Origin of the sequence: Microbacterium allomyrinae, assembly GCF_020682705.1 — a bacterium.
In the GTDB taxonomy this organism is placed as follows: domain Bacteria; phylum Actinomycetota; class Actinomycetes; order Actinomycetales; family Microbacteriaceae; genus Microbacterium; species Microbacterium allomyrinae.
In genome coordinates this window covers 12,972-36,293 of record NZ_JAGTTN010000005.1, presented here as the reverse complement: position 1 = coordinate 36,293, position 23,322 = coordinate 12,972, and the positions used below count along the sequence as shown (strand labels likewise).

The following is a 23,322-nucleotide window of genomic DNA, read 5'->3' as shown; positions in this document are numbered from 1 at the left end:
GCCGGTCGTCGGGCTCCCTCGCCGGGTGAGCGTCCTCGGGAAGGGAGGTCATTCGATCAGCGACCTTCCGGTGAGGCGCAGGAAGACGTCTTCCAGACTCGATCGCCGCACGAGCGACGTGATCGGGTGGAGCCCGCGCTGGATCGCGGCTTCGAGCGCGGCCTCGCCGTCGTTCGCATAGACCAGCACGCGATCGGGCAGCACCTCGACACGATCGCCGATGCCCTGCAGCTGCGGCGCGACCTGCTCGTTGCGATCGGATCCGAAGCGCACCTCGAGCACTTCGCGGCTCGAGTGCTCGCGGATCAACGACGCGGGCGTGCCCTCGGCCATGATCCGGCCCTTGTCGACCACCACGAGGCGGTCGCACAACTGCTCGGCCTCGTCCATGTAGTGCGTGGTCAGCACGAGGGTCGTGCCGCGCTCCTTGAGGCGGAACAGGCGGTCCCACAGCACGTGGCGCGCCTGCGGATCGAGGCCCGTCGTGGGTTCGTCGAGCAGCAGGATGCGCGGATCGTTGATGAGTCCTCGCGCGATGGTGAGGCGCCGCTTCATGCCGCCCGACAGGGCATCGACCTTGCTCTTGGCCTTGTCTTCGAGCGCGGCGAACGCCAGCAGCTCGTCGGCCTTCTGATGGCACACCTTGGCGGACAGCCCGAAGTAGCGGCCGTAGATGTAGAGGTTCTCGCGCGCGTTGAGCTCGCCGTCGAGGTTGTCCTGCTGCGGCACGACCCCCAGGCGCGAGCGGATCTCGGGTCCGTAGCGGTCGGGATCGAGTCCGAGGATCGACAGATCGCCGCCGGTGCGGGTCGAGACTGCGCCGATCATCTTCATGGTCGTCGACTTGCCGGCGCCGTTCGGTCCGAGAAGCCCGAACGACTCCCCCGGGGCAACCTCGAACGAGAGTCCGTCCACCGCGACGAAGTCGGGTCTGCCTTTGACCTTGTAGGTCTTGACGAGATTCGCTGCGGTGATCACGGGGGCCGACACCGGACCACATTAGCGCCGGCCCTCGACACCGTCATCCGTCAACTAGTGTTGACAGGAGACAGGGCGTCAACTACGGTTGACACTCGACGAGGCGACGAGAGGGGGACGCGATGAGCGGCGACGACATCCGCACTCTTATCGGCGCCGCGCCGGAGCGCGAGCCGATCGCCGAACTGCACCGTCTCGCCGAGGTGCGCCGCGAGCTCGCCCGCGCCGAGGAGGCGCAGGTGCGCAGAGCCCGCAACCTCGGATTCTCGTGGCAGGCGATCGCGAGCGCGCTCGGAGTGTCCCGACAGGCCGTCCACAAGAAGTACGGTCGAAGGTAAGCCCACTGCACGAACGAGGTACACCCATGCCCTCCGCCGAAATCGACGAAGCCCCCGCCCTCGACGCGGCATCCGCACCGGACGCCCCGAAGGCGCGTGGGCGAAGCGCACGCACCCGCCGCGGCAAGGCCGACGAAGGCCCTCGGGCTTCGTTCTCGCAGTTGCTGCCGTACATCTTCGAGCACAAGGGCACGCTCGTCATCGTCGTCGTGCTCAGCATCCTCGGCGCGGCCGCGTCGCTCGTGCAGCCTCTCCTGGTCGGCCAGGTGATCACGCGCGTGCAGGCGAACCTCGACCTCGGACTCCTGCTGTGGGCCCTCGTCGGATTCGTCGTCATCGCCTCGCTCATCTCCGGCTGGCAGCACTATCTGCTGCAGCGCACCGGCACCGCCGTCGTCTACTCGAGCCGGCGCCGGCTCATCTCGCGGATCCTGCACCTGCCCGTGAGCGAGTTCGACGCGCGTCGCACCGGCGACCTCGTCTCGCGAGTCGGCAGCGACACGACGCTGCTCTACTCCGCTCTGACGCAGGGTCTGGCCGACTCGATCGGCAACGCGCTGCTGTTCGTCGGCGCGCTCATCGCGATGGCGGTCATCGACCCGGTGCTGCTGGCGATCATCGTCGTCGTGATCGGCATCTCGGTCGTGGCCGTGACGGCGCTGAGCGGCCGCATCCGCACCGCGTCGACCGAGCAGCAGGAGAAGGTCGGCGCTCTCGCGTCGGGCGTCGAGCGGGCAGTCGGCTCGATCCGCACCGTTCGCGCGTCGGGCGCCACCGAGCGCGAGGTCGACAGCGTCACCGAGCAGGCCACCGACGCCTACCGCGTCGGCGTGCGCATCGCGAAGGTCTCGGCGCTGGTGGTGCCCATCGCGGGCATCGCGCTGCAGGTCTCTCTCCTCGTCGTCATCGGTCTCGGCGGTTTCCGCGTCGCCACGGGGGCACTGTCGATCGCCAGCCTCGTGACGTTCATCATGTTCCTGTTCATGCTGATCGCCCCGCTCGGATCGTTCTTCGGCGCGATCACCTCGGTCAATCAGGCGCTGGGTGCCCTCGGGCGAATCCAAGAGGTGCTCGACCTGCCTACGGAAGACCATGACGACGAGGCGATCGCGGCTTCGGTTCGAGCGCAGGCGGATGCCGCCGAGCCCGTCGTACCCGCACCCGCGATCGAGTTCCGAGGCGTGCACTTCCGCTACCCCGAGGCCGTCGTCGAAGCTCGCCGCAAGGCGGAGTCCGAGGCCATCGCCGTGCTCGAGAACGCACACGTCGCGACATCTGCCATCGCTCTCGGCGACGTCTCCAGCGCGAACAGCGCGGATTCCGCCACCACCGCCGCGATCGAAGGCGGGGTGCTCCACGGCGTCTCGTTCGCCGTGCCGCGCGGCGCGCGCGTTGCGCTCGTCGGCCCTTCGGGCGCCGGAAAGAGCACGACGCTCGCTCTCATCGAGCGGTTCTACGACCCGACCGGTGGTGCGATCCTGCTGGGCGGCAGGGATGTACGCACGCTCGACCGCGCGGATCTGCGGGCCCAGCTCGGCTACGTCGAGCAGGACGCACCGACCCTGGCCGGCACGATCGGCGACAATCTTCGACTCGCCTCGCCCGCGGCATCCGATGCGGAGTGCGAGGCGGTGCTTCGCGCGGTGAACCTGGGCGAGGTGCTCGACCGCAATCCGCTCGGACTCGACGCGCCGGTCGGCGAGAGCGGCGTGATGCTGTCAGGGGGCGAGCGTCAGCGTCTGGCGATCGCGCGGGCACTGCTGGCAGCTCCCCCGATCCTGCTTCTCGACGAGTCGACCTCATCGCTCGACGGGCTGAACGAGCAGCGCATGCGAGAGGCGATCGACGCCGTCGCCGCGGGCCGCACGCTCATCGTGATCGCCCACCGCTTGTCGACCGTGGTCGACAGCGACCACATCGTCGTGATGGACCACGGCCGCGTGGTCGGCCAGGGGACGCACTCCGAACTCGTCGCGTCGACCCCGCTGTACCGGGACCTGGCCAAGCACCAGCTGCTGGTGTGAGCGGCAGCAAAGGAATAGGCGCCCGGCCCCTCTGCCAAGAAGAGGGCCGGGCGCCGGTCTGGGACCGTCAGGCGCGCTGCAGGCGGTAGCGCAGCGCGGCGAGCTCGGCCCACAGCGGGGCCGGAACACGACCGTCGAAGGTGCGGTAGAACTCTTCGGTGAGTTCGACCTCGCGCAGCCAGGAGTCCTTGTCGATCGCGAACAACGCGTCCAGGTCCGCGGCCGGCACCTCGATGCCGTCCAGGTCCAGATCGCCGGGACGCGGCAGCCGCCCGATGGGGCTGTCGATCGCGGGGACCTCGCCCTCGACACGACGGATGATCCAGTCGATGACCCGCGAGTTGTCTCCGAACCCGGGCCACAGGAACCGGCCGTCCGCGCTCTTGCGGAACCAGTTCACCTGGAACACCCGCGGCGCACGATCGAACCGCAGCTGCTGCCCGATCTTCAACCAGTGCCCGAAGTAGTCGGCCATGTTGTACCCGCAGAACGGCAGCATCGCGAACGGGTCACGCCGCAACTCCCCCACCGTGCCCTCGGCGGCCGCGGTGCGCTCGGACGAGATGTTGGAGCCCATGAACACGCCATGCGTCCAGTCGGTCGCCTCGACCACGAGCGGCACGTTCGTGGCCCGGCGCCCGCCGAACAGGATCGCGTCCAACGGCACCCCCTCGGGGGCATCCCAGTCCGCCGCGATCTGCGGGCACTGCGCCGCGGCGACGGTGAACCGGGAGTTCGGGTGCGCGGCGGGACGACCCGATGCCGGCGTCCACGCCTTGCCCTCCCAATCGGTCAACTGGGCCGGCGCCTCATCGGTCAGCCCCTCCCACCACACGTCCCCGTCGGGACGCAACGCCACATTGGTGAAGATGGTGTTGCCCCACAGCGTCTCGACCGCGGTGACGTTCGTCGACTCCCCGGTGCCCGGCGCGACACCGAAGAACCCCGCCTCGGGATTGATCGCCCACAACCGGCCGTCCTCACCCGGACGCAGCCACGCGATGTCATCACCCAGGGTCTCCACCCGCCACCCCGGGATGGTGGGACGCAGCATCGCCAGGTTGGTCTTGCCACACGCCGACGGGAACGCCGCCGCCACATGATACGCACGCCCGGCCGGGTCGATGACCCGGATCAGCAGCATGTGCTCGGCCAGCCAGCCCTCGTCACGGCCGATCACCGACGCGATCCGCAGCGCGAAGCACTTCTTCGCCAAGATCGCGTTACCGCCATAGCCCGACCCGAACGACCACACCTCCAGCGTCTCGGGAAAATGCACGATGTACTTCTCGTCGTTGCACGGCCACGCCGCATCCATCTCGCCCGGCTGCAGCGGCGCCCCCACCGAATGCACCGTCTTGACCCACGGCGCACCGCCGGCGATCTCACGCAACACCTCGGTGCCCACCCGCGTCATGATGCCGATCGACGTCACCGCGTAGGCGCTGTCGGTGACCTGCACTCCGATGTGCGACAACGGACCCCCGACCGGGCCCATCGAGAACGGCACCACATACATCGTGCGGCCCTTCATCGACCCCTCGAACAGCGGCGTGATCGTCGCGCGGATCTCCGCCGGCTGCGCCCAATTGTTCGTCGGGCCGGCATCCTCTTCACGCTCCGACGCGATGAACGTGCGCCCCTCCGTGCGCGCCACATCACTCGGATGCGAGCGGGCCAGGTACGACCCCGGACGCCACTCCGGGTTCAGCTTGATCAGCTTCCCCTCATCAACCTGCTCACGCAGCAACGCCTCGTTCTCCGCACGAGACCCATCCACCCAGAACACCCGCTCCGGCGTCGTCAACGCCGCAATCTCATCCACCCACGCGACGAGCGCGGCCATCCCTTCGCCTTGGATAGCCGGCAGGTCGCCGGAGGAGCGGGTGACGGTCACGGGCGCGGAGACAGGGGCGGAGCCTTCGGTGCGGGGGAAGATGTCGGCAAGTGCCATGGTGTCGCTCCTCTTCGATTCGACGGTAGAGATTCGTGTTCTCACTCCACTTTCCGCCCATTCACCCGTCTCTTCCCGCGGAAACGTGTGTCAAAAGTCGCACTTCTTTCGCTAGCATCAAGGAATGGCCCCCACCCCCCTGGAACTGTCCACGCTCGGACACCGCATCCGCCATCAGCGCGTGGCGCACGGGTTCACCCTCGACGAGCTGGGTGAGATCGTGGGCGTGGCAGGCAGCCAGCTGAGCCTCATCGAGAACGGCAAGCGCGAGCCCAAGCTGTCGCTGCTCCAGGCCATCGCCGGCGCCACCGGCGTCGAGGTGACCGAGCTGCTGTCGACCGAGCCGCCCAACCGCCGTGCGGCGCTGGAGATCGAGCTGGAGCGCGCACAGGCGAGCCCGGTGTTCCGGCAGCTGGGCGTCGCGCCGGTCAAGGTGACCAAGAGCATGGCCGACGAGACCATCGAATCGGTGCTGGGCCTTCACCGAGAGCTCCAGCGCCGCGAGAGCGAGGCGATCGCAACGCCCGAAGAGGCGCGACGGGCCAACACCGAGCAGCGCCTGCGGATGCGCGAGATCGGCAACTACCTGCCCGACATCGAGCGTCTCGCCGAGAAGCAGCTCAAGTCAGCCGGCCACGTCTCGGGGGCGCTGACGCACCGCACGGTGAGCATCATGGCCGAGAAGCTCGGGTTCGAGCTTCTGTACGTCAACGACCTTCCGCACTCGACCCGCTCTGTCACCGATCTCGAGAACGGCCGCATCTACCTGCCGCCGGCGTCCATCCCGGGCGGGCACGGCCTGCGCTCGATGGCATTGCAGGCGATGGCGCACCGACTGCTCGGACACCGGCGTCCGACCGACTACGCCGACTTCCTGCAGCAGCGGCTCGAGATCAACTACTACGCCGCGTGCTGCCTCATGCCCGAGACGGCATCGGTCGCATTCCTGCAGCAGGCGAAGAAGGATCGCAACCTCGCGGTCGAAGACTTCCGCGATGCGTTCGGCACGACGCATGAGTCCGCCGGAATGCGGTTGACCAACCTCGCGACGCAGCACCTCGGCATCAAGCTGCACTTCCTGCGAGTCGACGGATCGGGCGCGATCTCGCGCGTGTACGAGAACGACGATCTGCCCCTGCCGATGGATGTCACCGGCGCGGTCGACGGCCAGATCGCGTGCCGCAGGTTCTCGGCCCGCGCCGCCTTCTCGGAGCAGAATCGCACCACCGAGCACTACCAGTACACCGATACTCCGGCCGGCACCTTCTGGTGCTCGACGCAGACGGGGACGACGTCGGCCGGTGAGTTCTCGATCACGGTAGGGGTGCCGTTCGACGATGCCCGCTGGTTCCGCGGGCGCGAGACGCAGAAGCGCGCGACATCGACCTGCCCCGACGAGACGTGCTGCCGGCGCCCGCCGAGCGAGGTCACCCAGCGCTGGTCGGGCAAGGCGTGGCCGAGCGCCCGGGTGCACATGCAGATGTTCTCCCCGCTCCCCCGCGGCGCATTCCCCGGCGTCGACGACAACGAGGTGTATTCGTTCCTCGAGCGCCACGTCTGAGCGAACGGCTTCCGTCTCGGCTGCGCTGCGGAAGAACGAGCCCGCGCAGCCTAGGCGGTGATGAAGTCGCGGTATCGATCCAGCGCAGCCGCGACCTCCAGGTCCGTTGCGGACCCCTGGGTGAACAGCACCGGAACCGGATCGTCGGCGTGCCGCCCCACGGCGACCGAGTGCGTCCACACGCCGACGATCTCGCCGCGCGCGACGATGATCGGCCGCACGATCCCGTTCAAGCCCGGGCCGATCGCCGAGAGGAACTCGGGTGCGCACGGCACTGTACGGTCGGCGTACGAGAGGAAGTACTCCTCGAAGGGCGGGAGCGCGAGCACTTCGGGAGCCGCCGCGCTGCGCCGTGGCACGGCGGGACCCGTGACGACGTACTGAGGCTCGGGCTGCTCGGCTACCACGGTCAGACGAGCCGATGCCTCGTCTCGCCGCCCGTCGCTCAGCGCGAGGGATTCCACAGCAGCACTGCGGGCGACTCCGAGCGGCAGTCCCGTCCACCAGGCGAAGTCGCGGGCACCGGCCGGCCCGTGCGATGCGATGAACCTGGTGAACAGCTCCGCCAGCGGATTCGCCGGGGACGCGGCATCCTGAATCCACTCTTCGGTGAGCACGATGTACTGCTCGCGTGTCGGGCCGCCCTCGCGGGGGACGATCGGCCCCTGGCACACGATCGCGCGCAGCGACAGCGACACCAGCAGGTGATAGCCCCGCTGACCCGCGGTGCTGACACCACCCGCCTCGAGCGCCTCGAAGAGCTCTTTGCGAGTGAGACGGTTGCCTCCGCTCAGTGCGGCGCGGGCGATCTGCTCGGTACGCGCCATCTCGTCGTCGTCGATGCCCTCTGCGCGCCGGACCGCCGCGACCTGGCGGCCCTGCCGCTCGCCCGTGATCGACAGCACCCACGCCAGGTCTTCGGACGGGATGACATGGATCGTGCCGCGCATCGTCCACGACCGTACGATCTCACCGCGCTCGAACGCGGCGTCGACGTCCCGAATGGTGGCGCGACCCTTCGTTCGAGCGGCGAGCGCCCAGCGCCCGCCCCAGAACTCCTGACCCTGAGTGGCCAGCATGTGGCGGGCGGCGGCGGCCACCGACGGGGCGGGGGCGCTCAGCCGGTGCGACCGCAGCCGCTCACGGCGCGTTGCAGATGCTCGGCCTCCGCGGCCCGAGGTTCCACTCGACGCGCCAGCGGAGTCTGGAGGAGGCGTCGCGACCATGCCGCCATCCTGCCGCACCCCGCCGACGTTGCGCGTGCGCAAACGGGGCTGCGCTGCCGCGAGGCCCTCAGCCCGCCTTCGCGGCTGCCGCCGCGTCGTACACCTGGCGCGCCTGTTCGATGCGCGGCTGATTCGCGATCGCCCAGTCCCCCAGCGCGATCGAGAGTTGGAGCAGCGTGCCGCCGAGCTCGGTCAGCTCGTACTCGACGCGGGGCGGCACCTCGGCGTGCACGGTGCGCGACACGAGCCCGTCACGCTCGAGCTGGCGGACGGTGAGCGTCAGCATCCGCTGCGAGATCCCGGGGATGTGACGCTGCAGTTCGCTGAAGCGCAAGCGCCCGTTGCGGAGGGTCGCGACCACGAGCAGCGTCCACTTGTCGCCGACCCGGTCGAGGACCTCGCGCACGGCTCGGCCATCGCCGACCGCGGCACACGAATCCTCGTACGTGGTGATGGGTGCTGCCGAGCTGGTCATCGCGTGTCACCTGCTTACATCGGTGTGCCTTTTGTACGCGGTGCGCACATGTGATGGGGTTGGTTACTGATCGTAACAGCCCCCCTTTCTTACACGGAGATCCCATGCTCATCGCCCTCTGGATCCTCAACGGACTCCTCGCGCTCGCCTTCATCCTGGCCGGCTCGATGAAGGTCGCCCGCCCGAAGCCCGCGCTCGTCGCGAGCGGAATGGCCTGGGCCGACGACTTCGCCGACCCCACCGTCAAGCTCATCGGCGCCGCCGAAGTCATCGGCGGCATCGGCCTGATCCTGCCCCTGCTCACCGGCATCGCTCCGATCCTGGCGCCGATCGCCGCCACCGCCCTCACCGTCGTGATGATCGGAGCGATCGTGGTGCACGTGCGCCGCAAAGAGAACGCGACCCCGTCGATCGCGCTCGCGATCCTGTCGGCCGCGAGCGCAGTGCTCGGCTTCCTCGTGGTGCTCTGAGCCTGCATGCTCGACGAGAAGAGAGCGCACCGCGCCACGGCCGTGGCTCAGCGCGGAGGCTCCTGCCACGTGAGGCGGGGCTCGAGGTCGAGGTAGCGGGCGTAGCGGGCGGCGGCATCCTGAATCGCGTCTTGTTCACCCGGAGCAATCGGCCGCAGCTGACGGATCTCGAACGTCACCGCGCGCGTTGTGACCGTGCGCTTCATGCCGGCGACGACCTGCCCGTCGACGAGGGCCATGCCGATCGCCGTCTCGCGTCCGCGCGACAGCAGGCCGTCGGCATCCAGCACCCAGCGTGAGTCCTGATAGCCACGGTACATCTCGTCGAGCACCTGCAGCAGGTGTCCGCGCGGCGAAGCGGATGCCGGGGGCTGCCCCGGGGCGTGCCAGTACGTGCGGTCGTCGTGCTCGAACGAGTCGAGCCGGTCAGCCGCCCCGGCCAGCCCACGACGCGCGTCGGTGAGGGTGAGTGTCGCCCAGTACGCGAGGTCGCGCGCGGTGGCGGGCCCGTGAGAGGTGAAGTAGCGCAGGGCGAGCTCGACGAGCGCTTCTTCACGGTCCAGGCGGCGCGGCGCGGCGACCCGGTCGGAGAACAGCGCGTAGGTGTGCTCTGAGCCACGAGGGGCGCCGCTGCAGATCAGCGCGTGCAACTCGAGATGAGCCGCCAGAAGCATGAGCTGCATCCCGCTCAGCTCGTAACCGCGCTGCGCCAGCGCGTCGGCGAGCTCGCTGCGGGTCCGGTCGGGTGACGCGGCGAGAGTCTCGATCACGGCGTCGGCAAGGGCGTCCAACCGGTCGCCCAACGGGGCGAGCTGCTGATCCACCGTGGGCAGCACCCGGTCGCGGGTGAGTTCGATCAGCCACAGAGCGTCTTCGGCGTGAACGTAGTGCCAGGTCGGACGCAGCACATGGGTGCGCAGCACCTGCCCGCTCGCGAGCAGAGCGGCGAGGTCAGCCTGGCACGGGTCGTGCGTGCGCGTCGCCACCGCCCACGTCGACTGCGACGGGTTCTCCGCCTGCACGGCGAGGAGGGATCGCACGACGTCGTCCGCGCCGTCGACGGATGCCCCGAGATGCTGCGAGTGCAGTCGCCAGCGGGCGATGTCGCGATCGGTGAGCACACGACGAGCGTAGGCCGCATGCCCGTGTGCGTCGACGCGCAGTGTGTCGGCGCGCAGCGCAGGACTCAGCCGTCCCCGCCGTCGGCAGTTCGGATGATCTGGCGCATGACATCGAGGGAGATCTCGTCGCGCTCCCCGTCGACCCACTCGTGAACGGTGAACGAAACGCCGAGGCCTTCGAGGTAGGCGGCGGTCTTCTCGAGCCGGGGCACGACGTGGATGTGGTGGTCGCCGAAGAGCGCCGCGGTGTAGACCGGCTCGCCGCCCTGGATCGCACGCCGCAACTCGACGGTGGAGCGTCCCGTGATGCGGTACAGCGACTTCAGCACCTCGCTCCCGAAGTCGGGGGTTCCGGCGATGGTGAGCGAGAGCGCGTTGTCGGGTGTGGTCACCGCTCCATCATGCGCGACGGCGCCGCTCGGTGGGGATGGTGGAGTCGGGTGCCCGGCCGCCGACCGCAGCCGGCGGGGAACGTCTCGCCGCATCTGACCGACCACCACTTCCGCGAGCCTGGGTTCCCGGTCGGACAGGTCGTAGACTTCATCAACACTCCGTGGATGATGCCGGTGATCTACAACGTCGCCCACATCTTCATCGACTCGATGATGATCGGGGTTCGAACTGTTGGTACTGGTGGGAGTGAACATGAGCGGCGAGTGGCACCGTAAGCACCTCGGAGACGACGTACCGAAGCAGGCTCCCGGCGAGGAGACGCTGTTGGGCGCCGCAGGCGACGAGGTTCCCCCGGGGGGAGTCGTCGCCGGCTCCTTCAGTCAGGAGTTTCCGGTCGCCGACCCGTACGCGGGCATTCCGGCCGACGAAGTCGGCCTCCCGCCGCTGAGCGAGGCCGAGCAGGAGGCTGTGGCGCGCGAAGCGGATCGGCTCGCAGACGACGTGGACGCACGCCGCAACCTCTGAGATGCCGTCCCGGGACGCCGCCGATCACAGAGACACGATCGGCGGTCCCGCATGGTGCGCCAATCGTGCAGCGACCACCGGCCACCGGCCTACCAGACGGTGCCGCCGCCGATCGAGATGCCGCCCCACGTCAGCGCGATGAAGATCGCGGCGAACACGACGGGAGCGATGCCCTTGCCGTTGCGCGCGAGTCCCTTGAGGAGGGCGATCACGGCGAGGATCGCGGCAACGATGGAAAGCCCGCCGCCCAGAACCAGCCCGATGAACAGCGGGATCGGCATGAGCACAAGGCCGGCCAGCGCGAACCAGAACGCGGCCCATGCCGTCGGGTTTGAACGGCGTTCGACAGGAGAGGACATGCGTCCATTATCTCGTGTCGGGTATGGCCACGTTCCGAGGCTCCCCCGCGCCGCTCGCTCAACGACCGACGCGGGCGCGCCGCGTCAGAACGGGTTCGCGGTGAGCGTGTACTTGGTCTGCAGGTACTCGTGGATGCCTTCGGCGCCGCCCTCGCGGCCAAGGCCCGACATCTTCCAGCCGCCGAACGGGGCGGCGGCGTTGGAGACGACGCCCATGTTGAGCCCCATCATGCCGGTCTCGAGGCGCTCGATCATGCGCTGGCCGCGGGCGAGGCTCTCGGTGAAGACGTACGAGACGAGCCCGTATTCAGTGTCGTTCGCGAGGCGCACCGCTTCGTCTTCGGTGTCGAAGGGGACGATGGCCAGCACCGGTCCGAAGATCTCCTCGCGCAGGATGTCGCTTCCCGGCTGGACGTCGGCGACGACCGTCGGCGCGTAGAACGTGCCGGCACCCTCGACCGCGTGCCCGCCCGTAGCGACGGAAGCTCCGCGGGTGACGGCGTCCTGAACCAGCTGCGTCGCCTTCGCGACCGCACGGTCATCGATCAGGGGTCCGATCGAGACGCCGTCCTCGGTGCCCCGGCCGATCTTCATGCCCTGCACGCGCTCGGTGACGCGACGTGCGAACTCGGCCGCGACCGAGCGGTGCACGAGGAAGCGGTTGGCGGCCGTGCAGGCCTGGCCGATGTTGCGGAACTTCGCGAGCATCGCGCCATCGACCGCCTTGTCGAGGTCGGCGTCGTCGAACACGACGAACGGGGCGTTGCCGCCGAGCTCCATCGACGTGCGGATCACCCCGGGAGCGGCCTGCTCGAGCAGCTTCACGCCGACCTGCGTCGACCCGGTGAACGAGAGCTTGCGCAGTCGCGGGTCGCGGATGATCGGCTCCGACACCGCGCCGGATGTCGACGTGGTGAACACGTTGACGACGCCCTTCGGCAGCCCGGCGTCCTCGAGCAGCTTCGCGAACGCGAGGGTGGTGAGCGGGGTGAGCTCGGCCGGCTTGATGACGACGGTGCAGCCGGCGGCGAGCGCCGGCGCGATCTTGCGGGTCGCCATCGCCAGCGGGAAGTTCCACGGCGTGATGAGGAAGCACGGACCCACCGGATGCTGCGACACGATCATGCGGCCGGTGCCCTCGGGGTTCGCGCCGTAGCGGCCCTGCACCCGGGCCGTCTCCTCGCTGAACCAGCGCAGGAACTCGCCGCCGTACGCGACCTCGCCGCGCGCCTCGGCGAGCGGCTTGCCCATCTCGATCGTCATCAGCAGCGCGAAGTCCTCCTTGCGCTCCTGCAGCAGATCGAACGCGCGGCGGAGGATCTCGGCCCGCTCGCGCGCCGGCGTCGCCGCCCACGCCGGGAACGCGTCGACCGCAGCATCCAGCGCCGCCTTGCCATCCTCGGGCGAGGCGTCCGCGATCTCCTTGACCACGTTCCCGTTCGACGGATCGTAGACCTTGAGCGTCCTGCCGCCGGTCGCCGCCTGCCAGGCGCCGCCGATGAACAGGCCATCCGGAACGGACGCCAGCAGCTCGGTCTCACGGTTCTCGGTCACGGGGACTCCCTCGTCGGTTCCGGATGCCGCGTGCCGCGGCATCCGCTGTCGTTCATGGTCTTGCGGGTAATTCTGCCCGTCGCCTCGAGTTATGCCGATGTACGCGACGTACAGTCGAAGCGACACTTTCGCCCGTCCGAACAACTCCGAGAATGCGGGACGGAAAGCGCGGATCTCGTCTCCGGGTCACCGAGTGCGGCGGCCCCTGGGCTCACACACGGGCGTGCTGGTCGACGAGTGCGCCGGCGAAGAACTCGCCGAGTTCATCAGTGGCAGTGAGCGGCAGCACGGCGGCGACGTACTGGTCGGGGCGCACCACGACCACGACACCGCCCCGCGAGAGCCCCCGCTCGGCGAAGATGTCGGCGTCGCTCCACGCGGTGGGCCCGGCGGCGTACACCTTCTCCCAGTCGGTCAGGCCCAGCGGTCCGGACGTCGGCAGGAAGACGTCCGGCACCCGCGAGATGTCGACGTCCTCGTAGGGCTGCTGGAACACCACCTTCACGTCGAACACCGCGTCCGGATCGGCGCCGCTCGGTGTGTGGCGCGCGAGGGGGGACTCCGGCGACGACAGCCAGTGCGCCCACTCGGTGAGCACGGATTCCTCGCCCGCGGCCCGCGCATCGGCGAACGCGTAGATCCGCCAGCGCCCATCGGCCTTGGCGTGATGGCCGAGGTGCACGACATTCCCGTCGCAGACGCGCACCACCTCGACGGACTTGAATCGCTTGCCGAGCGGGAGTCCTTCGGCCAGGGCCTGGTGCGCGGCATCCGCCACGACCGCCGAGGCGCCGTACTGCGTCATGAACCCGGAAGGGAACTCGGCGGTCGCCAAGTAGTACGTGGCGAGATCCTGCGGGTCGGTGATCTCTTCGGGCTTGCGCGCCATCAGCGACGACCACTCCTTGTCGAAGTCGATGAGCTGCTGTGCCACCGGCTGCCGCTCTGCCGAGTACGTCGACAGCAGCGAGGCTGGACTGAGGCCGGTCAGCACGTGACCGAGCTTCCATCCCAGGTTGAAACCGTCCTGCATCGACACGTTCATGCCCTGGCCCGCCTTGGCGCTGTGGGTGTGACAGGCGTCGCCGGTGAGGAACACCCGCGGATCGCGCTCCGCTCCGGCCGGAACATCGTCGAACCCATCGGTGACCCGATGCCCGACCTCGTACACGCTGTGCCACGCGACCTGCTTCACATCGATCGAGTACGGGTGAAGGATCTCGTTCGCCCGCCGGATGATCTCGTCGATCGGCGTCTGGCGCACGCGATGCTGGTCGTCCTCGGCCACCGCACCGAGGTCGATGTACATCCGGCTCAGGTACCCGCCCTCGCGGGGGATGTGGAGGATGTTGCCGACCTGCGAGTTGATCGCGCACTTGGTGCGCCAATCGGGGAAATCGGTATTGACCAGCACATCCATGACGCCCCACGCGTGCTGCGCGATCTCACCGACGTGTGTGCGGCCGATCGCCTCGCGCACACCGCTGCGCGCGCCGTCGCAGCCGGCGACGTACTTCGCACGCACCGTCCTCTCCTGCCCCGCGCGTTCGCCCGCCGCCTGGCGCACCCGCACCTCGACCGGAAACTCGCCGTCGTCGTGCACGGTGAGTCCCAGGAACTCGACGCCGTAGTCGGGGACGATGCGGCCGGGACCCTTCGCAGCCGCTTCGGCGAAGTAGTCGAGGACCCGGGCCTGGTTGACGATCAGGTGGGGGAACTCGCTGATCTTGAGGGCGTAGTCCTCGGTGCGGGCGGTGCGCACGATGTTGCGCGGGTTCTCGGGGTCGGGGCCCCAGAAGTTCATGTACGCGATGTTGTACGCCTCGGCCACGATCCGCTCGGCGAACCCGAAGGCCTGGAAGGTCTCGACACTCCGCGGCTGAATGCCATCGGCCTGCCCGAGGACGAGACGGCCATCGCGGCGCTCGATGATGCGCGTGGTGACGCCGGGGAACTGCGACATCTGCGCCGCGAGGAGCATGCCCGCCGGCCCGCTGCCGACGATGAGCACGTCGACCTCGTCGGGAAGCTCGGCGGGGCGATCGATGCCGGTACCCGCAGCATCGCTGACCCGCGGATCTCCGGAGACGTACCCGTGGTGATGGAACTGCATGTGCCTGGTCTCCTTGCGACGACGATGTCGAGTCTCGCTGCGGCGGTGCCTGCGATCGGATGCCCGCGCGTGCGGGATGCTTGCGAGTCGAGCGAGCGTGTTCTATATTCGAACACACTGTTCTACTATTGAACAGATCGTATACGACCGATCCAGCCCCGGCAAGGGCTCCACTCCTCCGGAGGTGTGCATGGCGGACGGACAGGCTCCCGCATCGCAGACGCTGAGCCGCGGCATCCGGATCCTCGAAGTGCTGGCCGACGCCCGCGCACCCCTCGCCATCGACGAGATCGCGCGGCGCCTCGACGTGCACCGCTCTGTCGCCTACCGGCTTCTGCGCACACTCGAGGACCACGGGCTCGTCGCGCGAGACGGAAACGGCCGCATCCTCCTGGGCGCGCGCATGGCCGCCCTCGCGGCCGGCGTCGCGCACGATCTGCAGGCCGAGGCGCTGCCCGAACTCACCGCCGTGGCGAACGAGTTCGGCATGACGTGCTTTCTCAGCGTCCTCGATCACGACGAATGCGTCACGCTCGCCAGCGTCGAGCCGCGCCACGCGGTGGCATCGGTGGCCCAGCGCCCCGGCACGCGGCATTCGGTCACGCTCGGTGCCCCGGGCAAGGCGATCCTCTCCCTGCTGCCCGATGCATCCTGGCCGGCCGATCTGCCGGCCGGTCTCGCGGCGGAGGTGACGGATGCCGCGAGCCGAGGCTGGTTCGCCAGCCACGACGAAGTGATCCCGAGTCTGCGGGCCGTCGCCGTGCCCCTCGCGATACGCGGGCGGGGTCCGGCGGCGATCGCCGTGGTCTACCTCGCGAGCCGTCACGAGCCGGTCGAGATCGCCACTCGCCTGCACGAGTCGGCCGCAGTCATCCGCGCCGCGCTCGGCGGCTGAGGATCACGCAGCCCGCCTGCAAAACTCCACGCACTCTACGACCAGGTGCCCGGCGCCCGGCGAAAACGCACCAGCGCAGCGCGCTCGTGTGGAGTTTCGCCACTCAGGCGGTGACGGGGAACTCCGTCACGAAGGCGATATCGTACCTGGCGACGCGCTGCGGCACACCCGCGAACGCCTGTGCCCGGGCATCCGACTCCATGTAGGCGTTCTCGAGGGCGAGGAACGCCGCTTCGTCACCCTCGGCACTCACCGCCCACACGAACTCGTTCGTCTCGGGCAGACCGTAGGCGAACTCGATCGCGAATCCCGCCGCGGGACGCACCTGCGGCATGCAGCCCTCCCACCACGCGATGAATGCGTCGTACTCTCCGTCGACGAGCGTGTACCGGCGCAGTTGGATCGTCCTCATGCCTTCCATCATGGCCGAAGACCTATACTCGTTCTCGTCCGGCAGACGTCGTCGCCCGCCGGTGCTCGAAAAATGGGCACGCAGCGCTCTCGCGCGAGACACATACGGCCTCCGATCCGTTCCTGTCTCTGCAGAGGTTTCCTCATGCCCACTGTGTCCGCGCACGTCGCTCTCACCCTCGCCCGCCACATCGACCACGTCTTCGGCGTGATGGGCAACGGCAACGCCTATTTCCTCGATGCGCTCGAGCGCTCCACCGACGTCCATTTCACCGCCGTCCGCCACGAGGCCGGTGGCGTGGTCGCAGCCGACGCGTTCCACCGCGCCTCCGGGCGCCTGGCAGCGGCGACCGCGACCTACGGCGCCGGTTTCACGAACACGCTCACCGCGCTGGCCGAGGCCGTCCAGGCGCATGTGCCTCTCGTGCTCGTGGTCGGCGACGAGCCGACCTCGGGGCCGCGGCCGTGGGACGTCGATCAGATCGCGCTGGCCTCGGCGGTCGGAGCGCGCACGTACACGGTCGGACGAGCGGATGCCGCGGCCACGAGCGTCATCGCGATCGAGCACGCACTGACCTACCGTGTGCCGACGGTGCTCGCGATCCCTTACGACGTCGCGGCGAGGGATGCCGGACCGCTGCCCGAGGCGCCGGAACCCCGGCTGCCCGCGGCTCTCGCGCCGGCGGGGCCGTTCGCCGCCGGTGCGATGGATGCCATCGTCGAAGCCCTCGCGACCGCCGAGCGCCCGTTCCTGCTCGCCGGGCGCGGTGCGTGGATCTCGGGGGCGAGCGCTGCCCTCGGCGACCTCGCCGACGCCGCCGGCGCGGTGACCGCCTCCACGGCGCTCGGGCGCGGAGTGTTCCCGCGATCCGAGTTCGACCTCGGGGTCACGGGCGGTTTCGGAGCCGACGGCGCCATGCAGCTCGTGCGCGAAGCCGACGTCGCGGTCGTCTTCGGGGCGTCGCTCAACCAGTTCACGATGCGCTTCGGCGAGCTCTTCGCGCCCGGCACCCGGGTCTTCCAGATCGACGTCGCGCCGGCGGCGACGCATCCGCACGTCGGCGGATACGTGCGTGCGGATGCCGCGCTCGTCGCTCGCGCACTGGCCGATGCACTCCGCGATCGGGGTGCGCCGCCCAGCGGTTGGCGGGAGTCGGTGGATCTCATTCCGCTGCGCGCATATGACTCGGGAGAGACCGTCGCCCCCGACGGACGGCTCGACCCGCGCACGGTCGCCGCACGCCTGGCGGAGCTGCTGCCGACCGATCGAGTGGTCGTGTCGGACGGCGGCCACTTCATCGGCTGGGCCAACATGTTCTGGCCGGTGCAGTCTCCCGATCGGATGATGATGATCGGCACGGCGTTCCAGTCGATCGGTCTCGGCTGGCCATCGGTGCCCGGGGCTGCGCTCGCGAAGCCCGAGGCCACCGTGGTGTTGACCACGGGTGACGGCGGCGGGCTCATGGCGCTGGCCGACCTCGAGTCCGCTGTGCGCGTCGCGGGCGGACGCGGCATGGCGGTCGTCTGGAACGACGCCGCCTACGGCGCCGAGGTGAACCTCTACGGGCTCAAGGGTCTCGCACAGGAGCCGATGCTCATCCCCGAAGTCGACTTCGCCGCGCTGGCGGCGGGCGTGGGTGCCGAGGGGGTGGTGGTGCGCCGCCTCGAGGACCTTGACCGCCTCGCGTCGTGGGCGGCGGAGGATGCCGCGACCCGCCGCTTCCTCGTGCTCGACTGCCGCATCTCGGGCGCCGTCGTCGCGCCGTACCAGCAGGAGATCATCCGCGTGAACTCGTAGCGCCAGCGGGCGCCGCGCACGCGCTTCGGCCGGGCCGAGGCATCCGCTGCTCTTTCCTGCGAGTGCTGCGTCACGCGACGCAGCACTCGCAGGAAAGTGCCGCACCAACGGGCGGCGAGCGCTCAGGCCCCCCGGAACTCCGGCGGCCGCTTCTGCTGGAACGCGGCGAAGCCCTCGCGGTAGTCGGCGGTCGCGCGCAGCGCGTCCTGCTCGCGGGATTCCTGGGCGACGGCATCCCACAGCCGTTCGTCTCGAAGCCGGGCGATGAGGCGCTTGGACGCGAGGAACGACGCGGTGGGGCCGGATGCCGCATACCCCGCGCGCTCGCGGGTGAAGGCGAGCAGGTCGTCGGGCGGCAGCGCCCGGCTGAACAGGCCTGCAGCAACGGCGTCGGCTCCCGTGAGGAGTTCGCCCGTGTAGATCAGATCGAGGGTGCGATGGGCACCGAGCCGCTCATAGAGAAGTGCGTGTCCACCCGAATCGAGCAGCGCCCCGAGGTTCACGAACGGTGAGCCGATCTTCGCGTTCTCGGCGACGTACACGACGTCCGTCGCGATCGCGAGGCCGAGGCCGACACCGAGGCAGGCACCGTGCACCGCGGCGAATGTGGGCGCGGGGAACGCCGCGATCCGCCGCATGACCCGCTCGACGGCGCCGAGGTAGCCGGGGACGTCATCGGTTTCGGGGTCGACGCCGGCGATGTCACGGCCGGCGCAGAACGCGCGACCCTCGCCTCGCAGCACGAGAGCGCGAACCCCGGATGCCGCGGCCGCGGCGTACGCGGCATCCAGGTCGTCCAGCGCCTCGAGCGAGAGCGCGTTGAGCGCGCCGGGCCTGTTGAGCGTGATCTCGGCGACGTCTCCCGAGACGGACAGATCGATCATGGAGGCTCTCTCTCCGGGCGGGGATCACGCGTCCCAGTCGACACTGACCGCGTCGCTGGTCGGCACGGACTGACAAGTGAGAATGAGTCCGCGCGCAAGCTCTTCGGGCTCGAGGGCGTGGTTCTGCGCCATCTCGACCGTGCCCTCGCGAAGAACCGCGCGGCAGGTTCCGCACACGCCCCCCGCGCACGCGAAGGGCACGTCGCCGCGTGTGCGCAGCGCCGCCGCGAGGATGGTCTCGCCCGCAGACACCGGAGTCGTGACGGTTCCGCTCGTGCCGTCGAGGCGGAACGAGATGGTGCGCACGGGCTCGCCCGGCGCGGCCTCGCCGGGCGGCGGCTTCGGCCCGGCGTGCTCGTCGGGCTGGCCTGTCGAGAAGAGTTCGACGCGGATCGCCGCGACCGGCACCCCCAGCCGCAGGAGCACGGCCCGCGCGCGCTCGACCAGCTCGAACGGTCCGCACAGGAACCATTCGTCGATCGACTCGGTGTGGATCACGCGCGTAAGCAGCGTCTCGAGACGCGCCTCGTCGAGGCGGCCCGAGAACAGGTCGGCCGGCCGCCGCTCGCGCGTGAGCACGTGGTGCAGGGCCAGCCGGGCGGGGAAGCGGTCCTTGAGGTCTGCCAGCTCGTCGAGGAACATCGCGTCGACCGCCGTGCGATTCGAGTAGACGAGATCGAACGCGTCGTCGGGCCGCTCGCCGAGATGGTGCTCGATGAGCGCCATCATCGGGGTGATCCCCGATCCGGCAGCGATCGCCGCGAATCGCGCCGGCCGGTCGTACTGGCCATGGGGAGTGAAGTGGCCGTCGGGACTCATCACCTCGAGCACGTCGCCGGCCGCCAGATGCTCGAGCGCCCAGCTCGAGAAGGCTCCGCCGCGTTCCCGCTTGATCGCGACGCTCAGCGTCGTCGACGCCGGGCCGGCGGGGATTCCTCCCCCGATCGCCGGGTCTGGCGACGCAAGGCGCGACGGTGCCCGGCACAGCGAATAGCTGCGGCGCATCTCGACGCCGTCGAGAGTCATGCGCAGCGCGATGTGCTGCCCGGGGCGGTAGTCGAAGGCGTCGGCGAGCTCGGGCGGAACAGCGAACGCCACCTCGATCGCATCCGCGGTGAGGGGCCGCACCGACTCGACCAGGAGCGCGTGGAAGACCGCGCGGCGCCGTGCCGATCCCGGCGCGTCGTCGGCACCGCTCGACGCGGGATGAGCGGATGCCGAGGCCGACGCCGCAACGGTGGGGGACGCATCCCGACCCGACGCCTTCGCCGCGCCCGCGGCGTCCGGCCTCGTCGGCGCGTCGGCATCCGTCGCGGCGTCCCCGCGCGTCGCGATGTCGCCGGCCATCAGAGCTCCTTGAACCGATCGAACGGCTCGCCGCAGCTCTGGCACTGCCAGAGCGCCTTGCACGAGGTCGAGCCGTAGCGCGACAGTTCGCGCGTGTGCAGCGACCCGCACTGCGGACACCGGACGCCCAGACCGAGCGCGACCACTCCCCCGGCGTCACGGCGGCGGGGCGGGGCGATGCCGTACTGCTGGAGCTTGCGGCGGCCGTCGGCGCTCATCCAGTCCGTGGTCCAGGCAGGGCTCAACACCACCTCGACGCGGGCGGGCTGGTCGATCTCGGCCAGTGCGGCGACGATGTCGGCTCGGATCGCCTCGATCGCGGGGCATCCGGAGTACGTCGGCGTGATCCGCACCACCGCGACGTCGCCGTCGAACTCGACACCGCGGAGCATGCCGAGGTCGGCGATGGTCAGCACCGGCAGTTCGGGATCGAGCACCGTGGCCGCGGCATCCCACAACGCCGCCCGCGCCGGATCCACCGGTCGTGGTCGCGCTTCGCGCTCGAGCAGGACGGTCATGGCCGCCTCTTTCGCCGGCCGGCTGTGGCATGACTCGGCGTCGGGCGCACGGATCGATCCCCGCGCGATCCGGCGGCGCATCCCGCCGAGGCCGTCGCGGAGGCGGAGCTCTCACACGTCGCGGTCACCACGTCGCCCCCGGGTGAGCACGGGCGAGCAGCTGCATCTCGCCGACGAGACGGCCGAACTGCTCCGAGTGCCGGCCGAGGCGGCCGCCGCCCTGCAGGAAGGGCACCTCGGGCACGGCGAGTCCGGAATCCTCGAGCACGCTGCCGACGACGGCGAGCACCTCGTCGCACAGCGACTCCGGCGCCACCGCGACGGTGTCGATCCCCGCGGCGACGAGAGCCCGGACCGCCGGATCCGGAGCGAACAGCTCGCCCATGAAGGGCCAGAGGTCCGCCAGTGCGCGGGTCATCCGGCGATGGGACTCGTCGGTGCCGAGGCCGAGGCGCAGCGTCCAGAGCGTCGCGTGCTCAGCGTGGTACGCGACCTCCTTGACGGCCTTGGCGGCGATCGCGGCGAGAGTCTCATCGCTCGACGACGCCAGCCGCCGGTACAGGGCGCCGAAGTAGAGCGAGGCGATCAGCTGCCGGAGGATCGTGAACGCGAAGTCGCGCCCGCCGTCGGGACCGTTCGGCAACTCGAAGAGCCAGCGGCTCTGGAACTGCGCCTCCTCGCGGAAGTACGCGAGATCGTCCTCGGTCCTTCCCCACGCCGAGCCCGCGTACGTGAGAAGTGCCCGGGCATGCCCCAGCAGATCGAGACCGATGTTGCCGAGGGCGACGTCCTCTTCGAGCTCGGGCGCGTTCGCGATCCACTCCCCGAGCCGCTGCGCGAGCACGAGCGCGTCGTCGCCGAGACCCAGCGCGTAGCGGGCGACCGCGTCGGTTGCCGCGTCGACCCCGGCGGATGCCGAGCCCGGAGCGGATGCCACCGCCGCGGATGCCTCGGCAGAGCCCGCGCGACCCGGTGCGCTCGCAGCGCGCGAGCCGGCGGCATCCGTCAGCTGCAGGATCGTGAGCCGATCGTTCATGGCGGGGCTCACAGGTGCGGCACGTCGGCCGAGGCCGGGTAGGCGGTCGGGTAGCGGTAGTCCTTGCCCTGCGGCGACTCGAAGAACGCACCGCGCGCGTCGGGGTCGCTCGCCGTGATCGCGACCGACGGCACGATCCAGATCGAGACGCCCTCGCCGCGGCGCGTGTACAGGTCGCGGGCGTTGTGCAGGGCCAGTTCGGCGTCGGGCGCGTGCAGCGAGCCCGCATGCACGTGCGACAGCCCGCGGGACGAGCGCACGAACACCTCCCACAGCGGCCAGATCTCCGGCCCGCCGTCCTCGCGGCGCACCTCGGCGCCGGGCCCGGTCACGACGCCACCGCCTGTCGTACCCGGCCGGCGGCATCCGTCGCCTTCTGCTTCTCGGCGTATGCCCGAGCGGCCTCGCGCACCCAGGCTCCGTCGTCGTGTGCGCGGCGGCGCTTCGCGATGCGGATGCTGTTGGCCTGGCCCCGGCCGGCCAGCACGTCGTGGAACTCGTCCCAGTCCAGATCGCCGTAGTCCCAGTGGCCGCGCTCCTCGTTCCAGCGCAGATCGGGATCGGGAAGGGTCACGCCGAGGATCTCGGCCTGCGGCACGATCATGTCGACGAAGCGCTGACGCAGCTCGTCGTTCGAGAACCGCTTGATGTTCCACGCCATGGATCTCGCCGAGTTCGGCGACTCGTCGTCGGGCGGGCCGAACATCATGAGGGCCGGCGCGTACCAGCGGTTCACCGACTCCTGCGCCATCTCTCGCTGTGCGTCGGTGCCGTTCATGAGGGCGAGCAGGATCTCGAACCCCTGACGCTGGTGGAACGACTCCTCCTTGCAGATGCGGATCATCGCGCGGGCGTAGGGGCCATAGGACGCGCGACAGAGCGGCACCTGGTTGCAGATCGCGGCTCCGTCGACGAGCCAGCCGATGGAGCCCATGTCGGCCCACGTGGGGGTGAGATAGTTGAAGATCGACGAGTACTTCGCGCGGCCGGTGAGCAGCTGGTCGTACATCTCGTCACGGGCGGTGCCGAGCGTCTGGGCGGCGGAGTAGAGATAGAGGCCGTGGCCCGCCTCGTCCTGCACCTTCGCCATCAGGATGGCCTTGCGCTGCAGACTCGGGGCGCGGGTGATCCAGTTGCCCTCGGGCTGCATGCCGATGATCTCGGAGTGCGCGTGCTGCGAGATCTGCCGCACGAGCGTGCGCCGGTAGGCGTCGGGCATCCAATCGGCCGGCTCGACCTTGTCGTCGGCCGCGATCAGCTGCTCGAAGCGCGCGAGTCCGTCCGCATCGGCGTCGTACCCGACGCCGCGGACATCGTGGATCACCTGGGTCATCACACCTCC

General features: G+C 69.8%; 23 protein-coding genes. 7 read left to right on the top strand and 16 right to left on the bottom strand.

The window, feature by feature from the left end; all coding sequences use genetic code 11:
• Positions 1 to 48: 48 nt before the first annotated feature.
• A complete protein-coding gene (locus KEC57_RS14200; RefSeq protein ID WP_229385300.1) occupies positions 49 to 990 on the bottom strand; it encodes an ABC transporter ATP-binding protein in 942 nt (313 codons plus the stop codon).
• Between the two features lie 110 nt (positions 991 to 1,100).
• Here KEC57_RS14200 and KEC57_RS14195 point away from each other — a divergent pair, with 110 nt between their 5' ends.
• Together KEC57_RS14195 and KEC57_RS14190 are read left to right on the top strand one after the other, a co-directional pair.
• Complete coding sequence (locus KEC57_RS14195) at positions 1,101 to 1,316, top strand: AsnC family protein (RefSeq protein ID WP_229385299.1); 216 nt, start codon at positions 1,101 to 1,103, stop codon at positions 1,314 to 1,316.
• 26 nt (positions 1,317 to 1,342) lie between these two features.
• Complete coding sequence (locus tag KEC57_RS14190; protein WP_229385298.1) at positions 1,343 to 3,340, top strand: ABC transporter ATP-binding protein; 1,998 nt, start codon at positions 1,343 to 1,345, stop codon at positions 3,338 to 3,340.
• Positions 3,341 to 3,407: 67 nt separating this feature from the next.
• Here the strand turns inward: KEC57_RS14190 and KEC57_RS14185 are convergent, their stop codons facing one another.
• The gene (locus KEC57_RS14185; RefSeq protein ID WP_229385297.1) at positions 3,408 to 5,294 is read right to left on the bottom strand and encodes a phosphoenolpyruvate carboxykinase (GTP); all 1,887 of its coding nucleotides are present in this window, start codon (positions 5,292 to 5,294) and stop codon (positions 3,408 to 3,410) included.
• Between the two features lie 124 nt (positions 5,295 to 5,418).
• On the opposite strand from KEC57_RS14185, the gene KEC57_RS14180 reads away from it, so the two are divergent.
• Entirely contained in the window at positions 5,419 to 6,855 is a 1,437-nt protein-coding gene (locus KEC57_RS14180) for an XRE family transcriptional regulator (protein ID WP_229385296.1), read from the top strand.
• Between the two features lie 50 nt (positions 6,856 to 6,905).
• Here KEC57_RS14180 and KEC57_RS14175 read toward each other — a convergent pair whose 3' ends face one another.
• Positions 6,906 to 7,934, bottom strand: coding sequence for a winged helix DNA-binding domain-containing protein (locus KEC57_RS14175; protein ID WP_229385295.1), 1,029 nt, complete (start codon positions 7,932 to 7,934; stop codon positions 6,906 to 6,908).
• 214 nt (positions 7,935 to 8,148) lie between these two features.
• Entirely contained in the window at positions 8,149 to 8,556 is a 408-nt protein-coding gene (locus tag KEC57_RS14170; RefSeq protein WP_229385294.1) for a winged helix-turn-helix transcriptional regulator, read from the bottom strand.
• A 104-nt stretch (positions 8,557 to 8,660) separates the two neighbouring features.
• Here KEC57_RS14170 and KEC57_RS14165 point away from each other — a divergent pair, with 104 nt between their 5' ends.
• Complete coding sequence (locus tag KEC57_RS14165) at positions 8,661 to 9,026, top strand: DoxX family protein (RefSeq protein ID WP_229385293.1); 366 nt, start codon at positions 8,661 to 8,663, stop codon at positions 9,024 to 9,026.
• Positions 9,027 to 9,073: 47 nt separating this feature from the next.
• Here the strand turns inward: KEC57_RS14165 and KEC57_RS14160 are convergent, their stop codons facing one another.
• Both KEC57_RS14160 and KEC57_RS14155 read right to left on the bottom strand, forming a co-directional pair.
• The gene (locus KEC57_RS14160; protein WP_229385292.1) at positions 9,074 to 10,147 is read right to left on the bottom strand and encodes a winged helix DNA-binding domain-containing protein; all 1,074 of its coding nucleotides are present in this window, start codon (positions 10,145 to 10,147) and stop codon (positions 9,074 to 9,076) included.
• 65 nt (positions 10,148 to 10,212) lie between these two features.
• On the bottom strand, positions 10,213 to 10,539 hold the full coding sequence (locus KEC57_RS14155) for a hypothetical protein (protein WP_229385291.1): 327 nt from the start codon (positions 10,537 to 10,539) through the stop codon (positions 10,213 to 10,215).
• A 253-nt stretch (positions 10,540 to 10,792) separates the two neighbouring features.
• On the opposite strand from KEC57_RS14155, the gene KEC57_RS14145 reads away from it, so the two are divergent.
• The gene (locus tag KEC57_RS14145; RefSeq protein ID WP_229385567.1) at positions 10,793 to 11,065 is read left to right on the top strand and encodes a hypothetical protein; all 273 of its coding nucleotides are present in this window, start codon (positions 10,793 to 10,795) and stop codon (positions 11,063 to 11,065) included.
• A gap of 89 nt (positions 11,066 to 11,154) precedes the next feature.
• Here KEC57_RS14145 and KEC57_RS14140 read toward each other — a convergent pair whose 3' ends face one another.
• The 3 genes from KEC57_RS14140 to KEC57_RS14130 form a co-directional block, all read right to left on the bottom strand.
• Positions 11,155 to 11,424: a hypothetical protein gene (locus KEC57_RS14140; RefSeq protein ID WP_229385290.1), complete on the bottom strand. Its 270-nt coding sequence runs from the start codon at positions 11,422 to 11,424 to the stop codon at positions 11,155 to 11,157.
• Between the two features lie 84 nt (positions 11,425 to 11,508).
• Positions 11,509 to 13,020: an NAD-dependent succinate-semialdehyde dehydrogenase gene (locus KEC57_RS14135; protein ID WP_267492663.1), complete on the bottom strand. Its 1,512-nt coding sequence runs from the start codon at positions 13,018 to 13,020 to the stop codon at positions 11,509 to 11,511.
• A 169-nt stretch (positions 13,021 to 13,189) separates the two neighbouring features.
• Entirely contained in the window at positions 13,190 to 15,091 is a 1,902-nt protein-coding gene (locus tag KEC57_RS14130; protein WP_229385288.1) for an FAD-dependent monooxygenase, read from the bottom strand.
• Positions 15,092 to 15,281: 190 nt separating this feature from the next.
• On the opposite strand from KEC57_RS14130, the gene KEC57_RS14125 reads away from it, so the two are divergent.
• Positions 15,282 to 15,986 carry an IclR family transcriptional regulator gene (locus KEC57_RS14125; RefSeq protein WP_229385287.1) on the top strand — a complete coding sequence of 235 codons (705 nt, stop codon included), beginning with the start codon at positions 15,282 to 15,284 and terminating at the stop codon, positions 15,984 to 15,986.
• Positions 15,987 to 16,089: 103 nt separating this feature from the next.
• Here KEC57_RS14125 and KEC57_RS14120 read toward each other — a convergent pair whose 3' ends face one another.
• On the bottom strand, positions 16,090 to 16,398 hold the full coding sequence (locus tag KEC57_RS14120; protein WP_229385286.1) for a hypothetical protein: 309 nt from the start codon (positions 16,396 to 16,398) through the stop codon (positions 16,090 to 16,092).
• 144 nt (positions 16,399 to 16,542) lie between these two features.
• Here KEC57_RS14120 and KEC57_RS14115 point away from each other — a divergent pair, with 144 nt between their 5' ends.
• Entirely contained in the window at positions 16,543 to 18,195 is a 1,653-nt protein-coding gene (locus tag KEC57_RS14115) for a thiamine pyrophosphate-binding protein (RefSeq protein ID WP_229385285.1), read from the top strand.
• Between the two features lie 122 nt (positions 18,196 to 18,317).
• Here the strand turns inward: KEC57_RS14115 and KEC57_RS14110 are convergent, their stop codons facing one another.
• The 6 genes from KEC57_RS14110 to paaA all read right to left on the bottom strand — a co-directional run bounded on the left by KEC57_RS14110 (position 18,318) and on the right by paaA (position 23,313).
• A complete protein-coding gene (locus KEC57_RS14110) occupies positions 18,318 to 19,079 on the bottom strand; it encodes an enoyl-CoA hydratase/isomerase family protein (RefSeq protein ID WP_229385284.1) in 762 nt (253 codons plus the stop codon).
• Between the two features lie 24 nt (positions 19,080 to 19,103).
• Positions 19,104 to 20,426 carry a 2Fe-2S iron-sulfur cluster-binding protein gene (locus KEC57_RS14105; RefSeq protein WP_229385283.1) on the bottom strand — a complete coding sequence of 441 codons (1,323 nt, stop codon included), beginning with the start codon at positions 20,424 to 20,426 and terminating at the stop codon, positions 19,104 to 19,106.
• The gene (paaD, locus tag KEC57_RS14100; protein ID WP_229385282.1) at positions 20,426 to 20,944 is read right to left on the bottom strand and encodes a 1,2-phenylacetyl-CoA epoxidase subunit PaaD; all 519 of its coding nucleotides are present in this window, start codon (positions 20,942 to 20,944) and stop codon (positions 20,426 to 20,428) included. Before paaD ends, KEC57_RS14105 begins: the two co-directional genes overlap by 1 nt.
• A 124-nt stretch (positions 20,945 to 21,068) precedes the next feature.
• On the bottom strand, positions 21,069 to 21,980 hold the full coding sequence (gene paaC / locus KEC57_RS14095; protein WP_229385281.1) for a 1,2-phenylacetyl-CoA epoxidase subunit PaaC: 912 nt from the start codon (positions 21,978 to 21,980) through the stop codon (positions 21,069 to 21,071).
• 8 nt (positions 21,981 to 21,988) lie between these two features.
• Entirely contained in the window at positions 21,989 to 22,312 is a 324-nt protein-coding gene (gene paaB, locus KEC57_RS14090; protein WP_229385280.1) for a 1,2-phenylacetyl-CoA epoxidase subunit PaaB, read from the bottom strand.
• On the bottom strand, positions 22,309 to 23,313 hold the full coding sequence (paaA, locus tag KEC57_RS14085; protein WP_229385279.1) for a 1,2-phenylacetyl-CoA epoxidase subunit PaaA: 1,005 nt from the start codon (positions 23,311 to 23,313) through the stop codon (positions 22,309 to 22,311). Before paaA ends, paaB begins: the two co-directional genes overlap by 4 nt.
• Positions 23,314 to 23,322 lie beyond the last annotated feature (9 nt).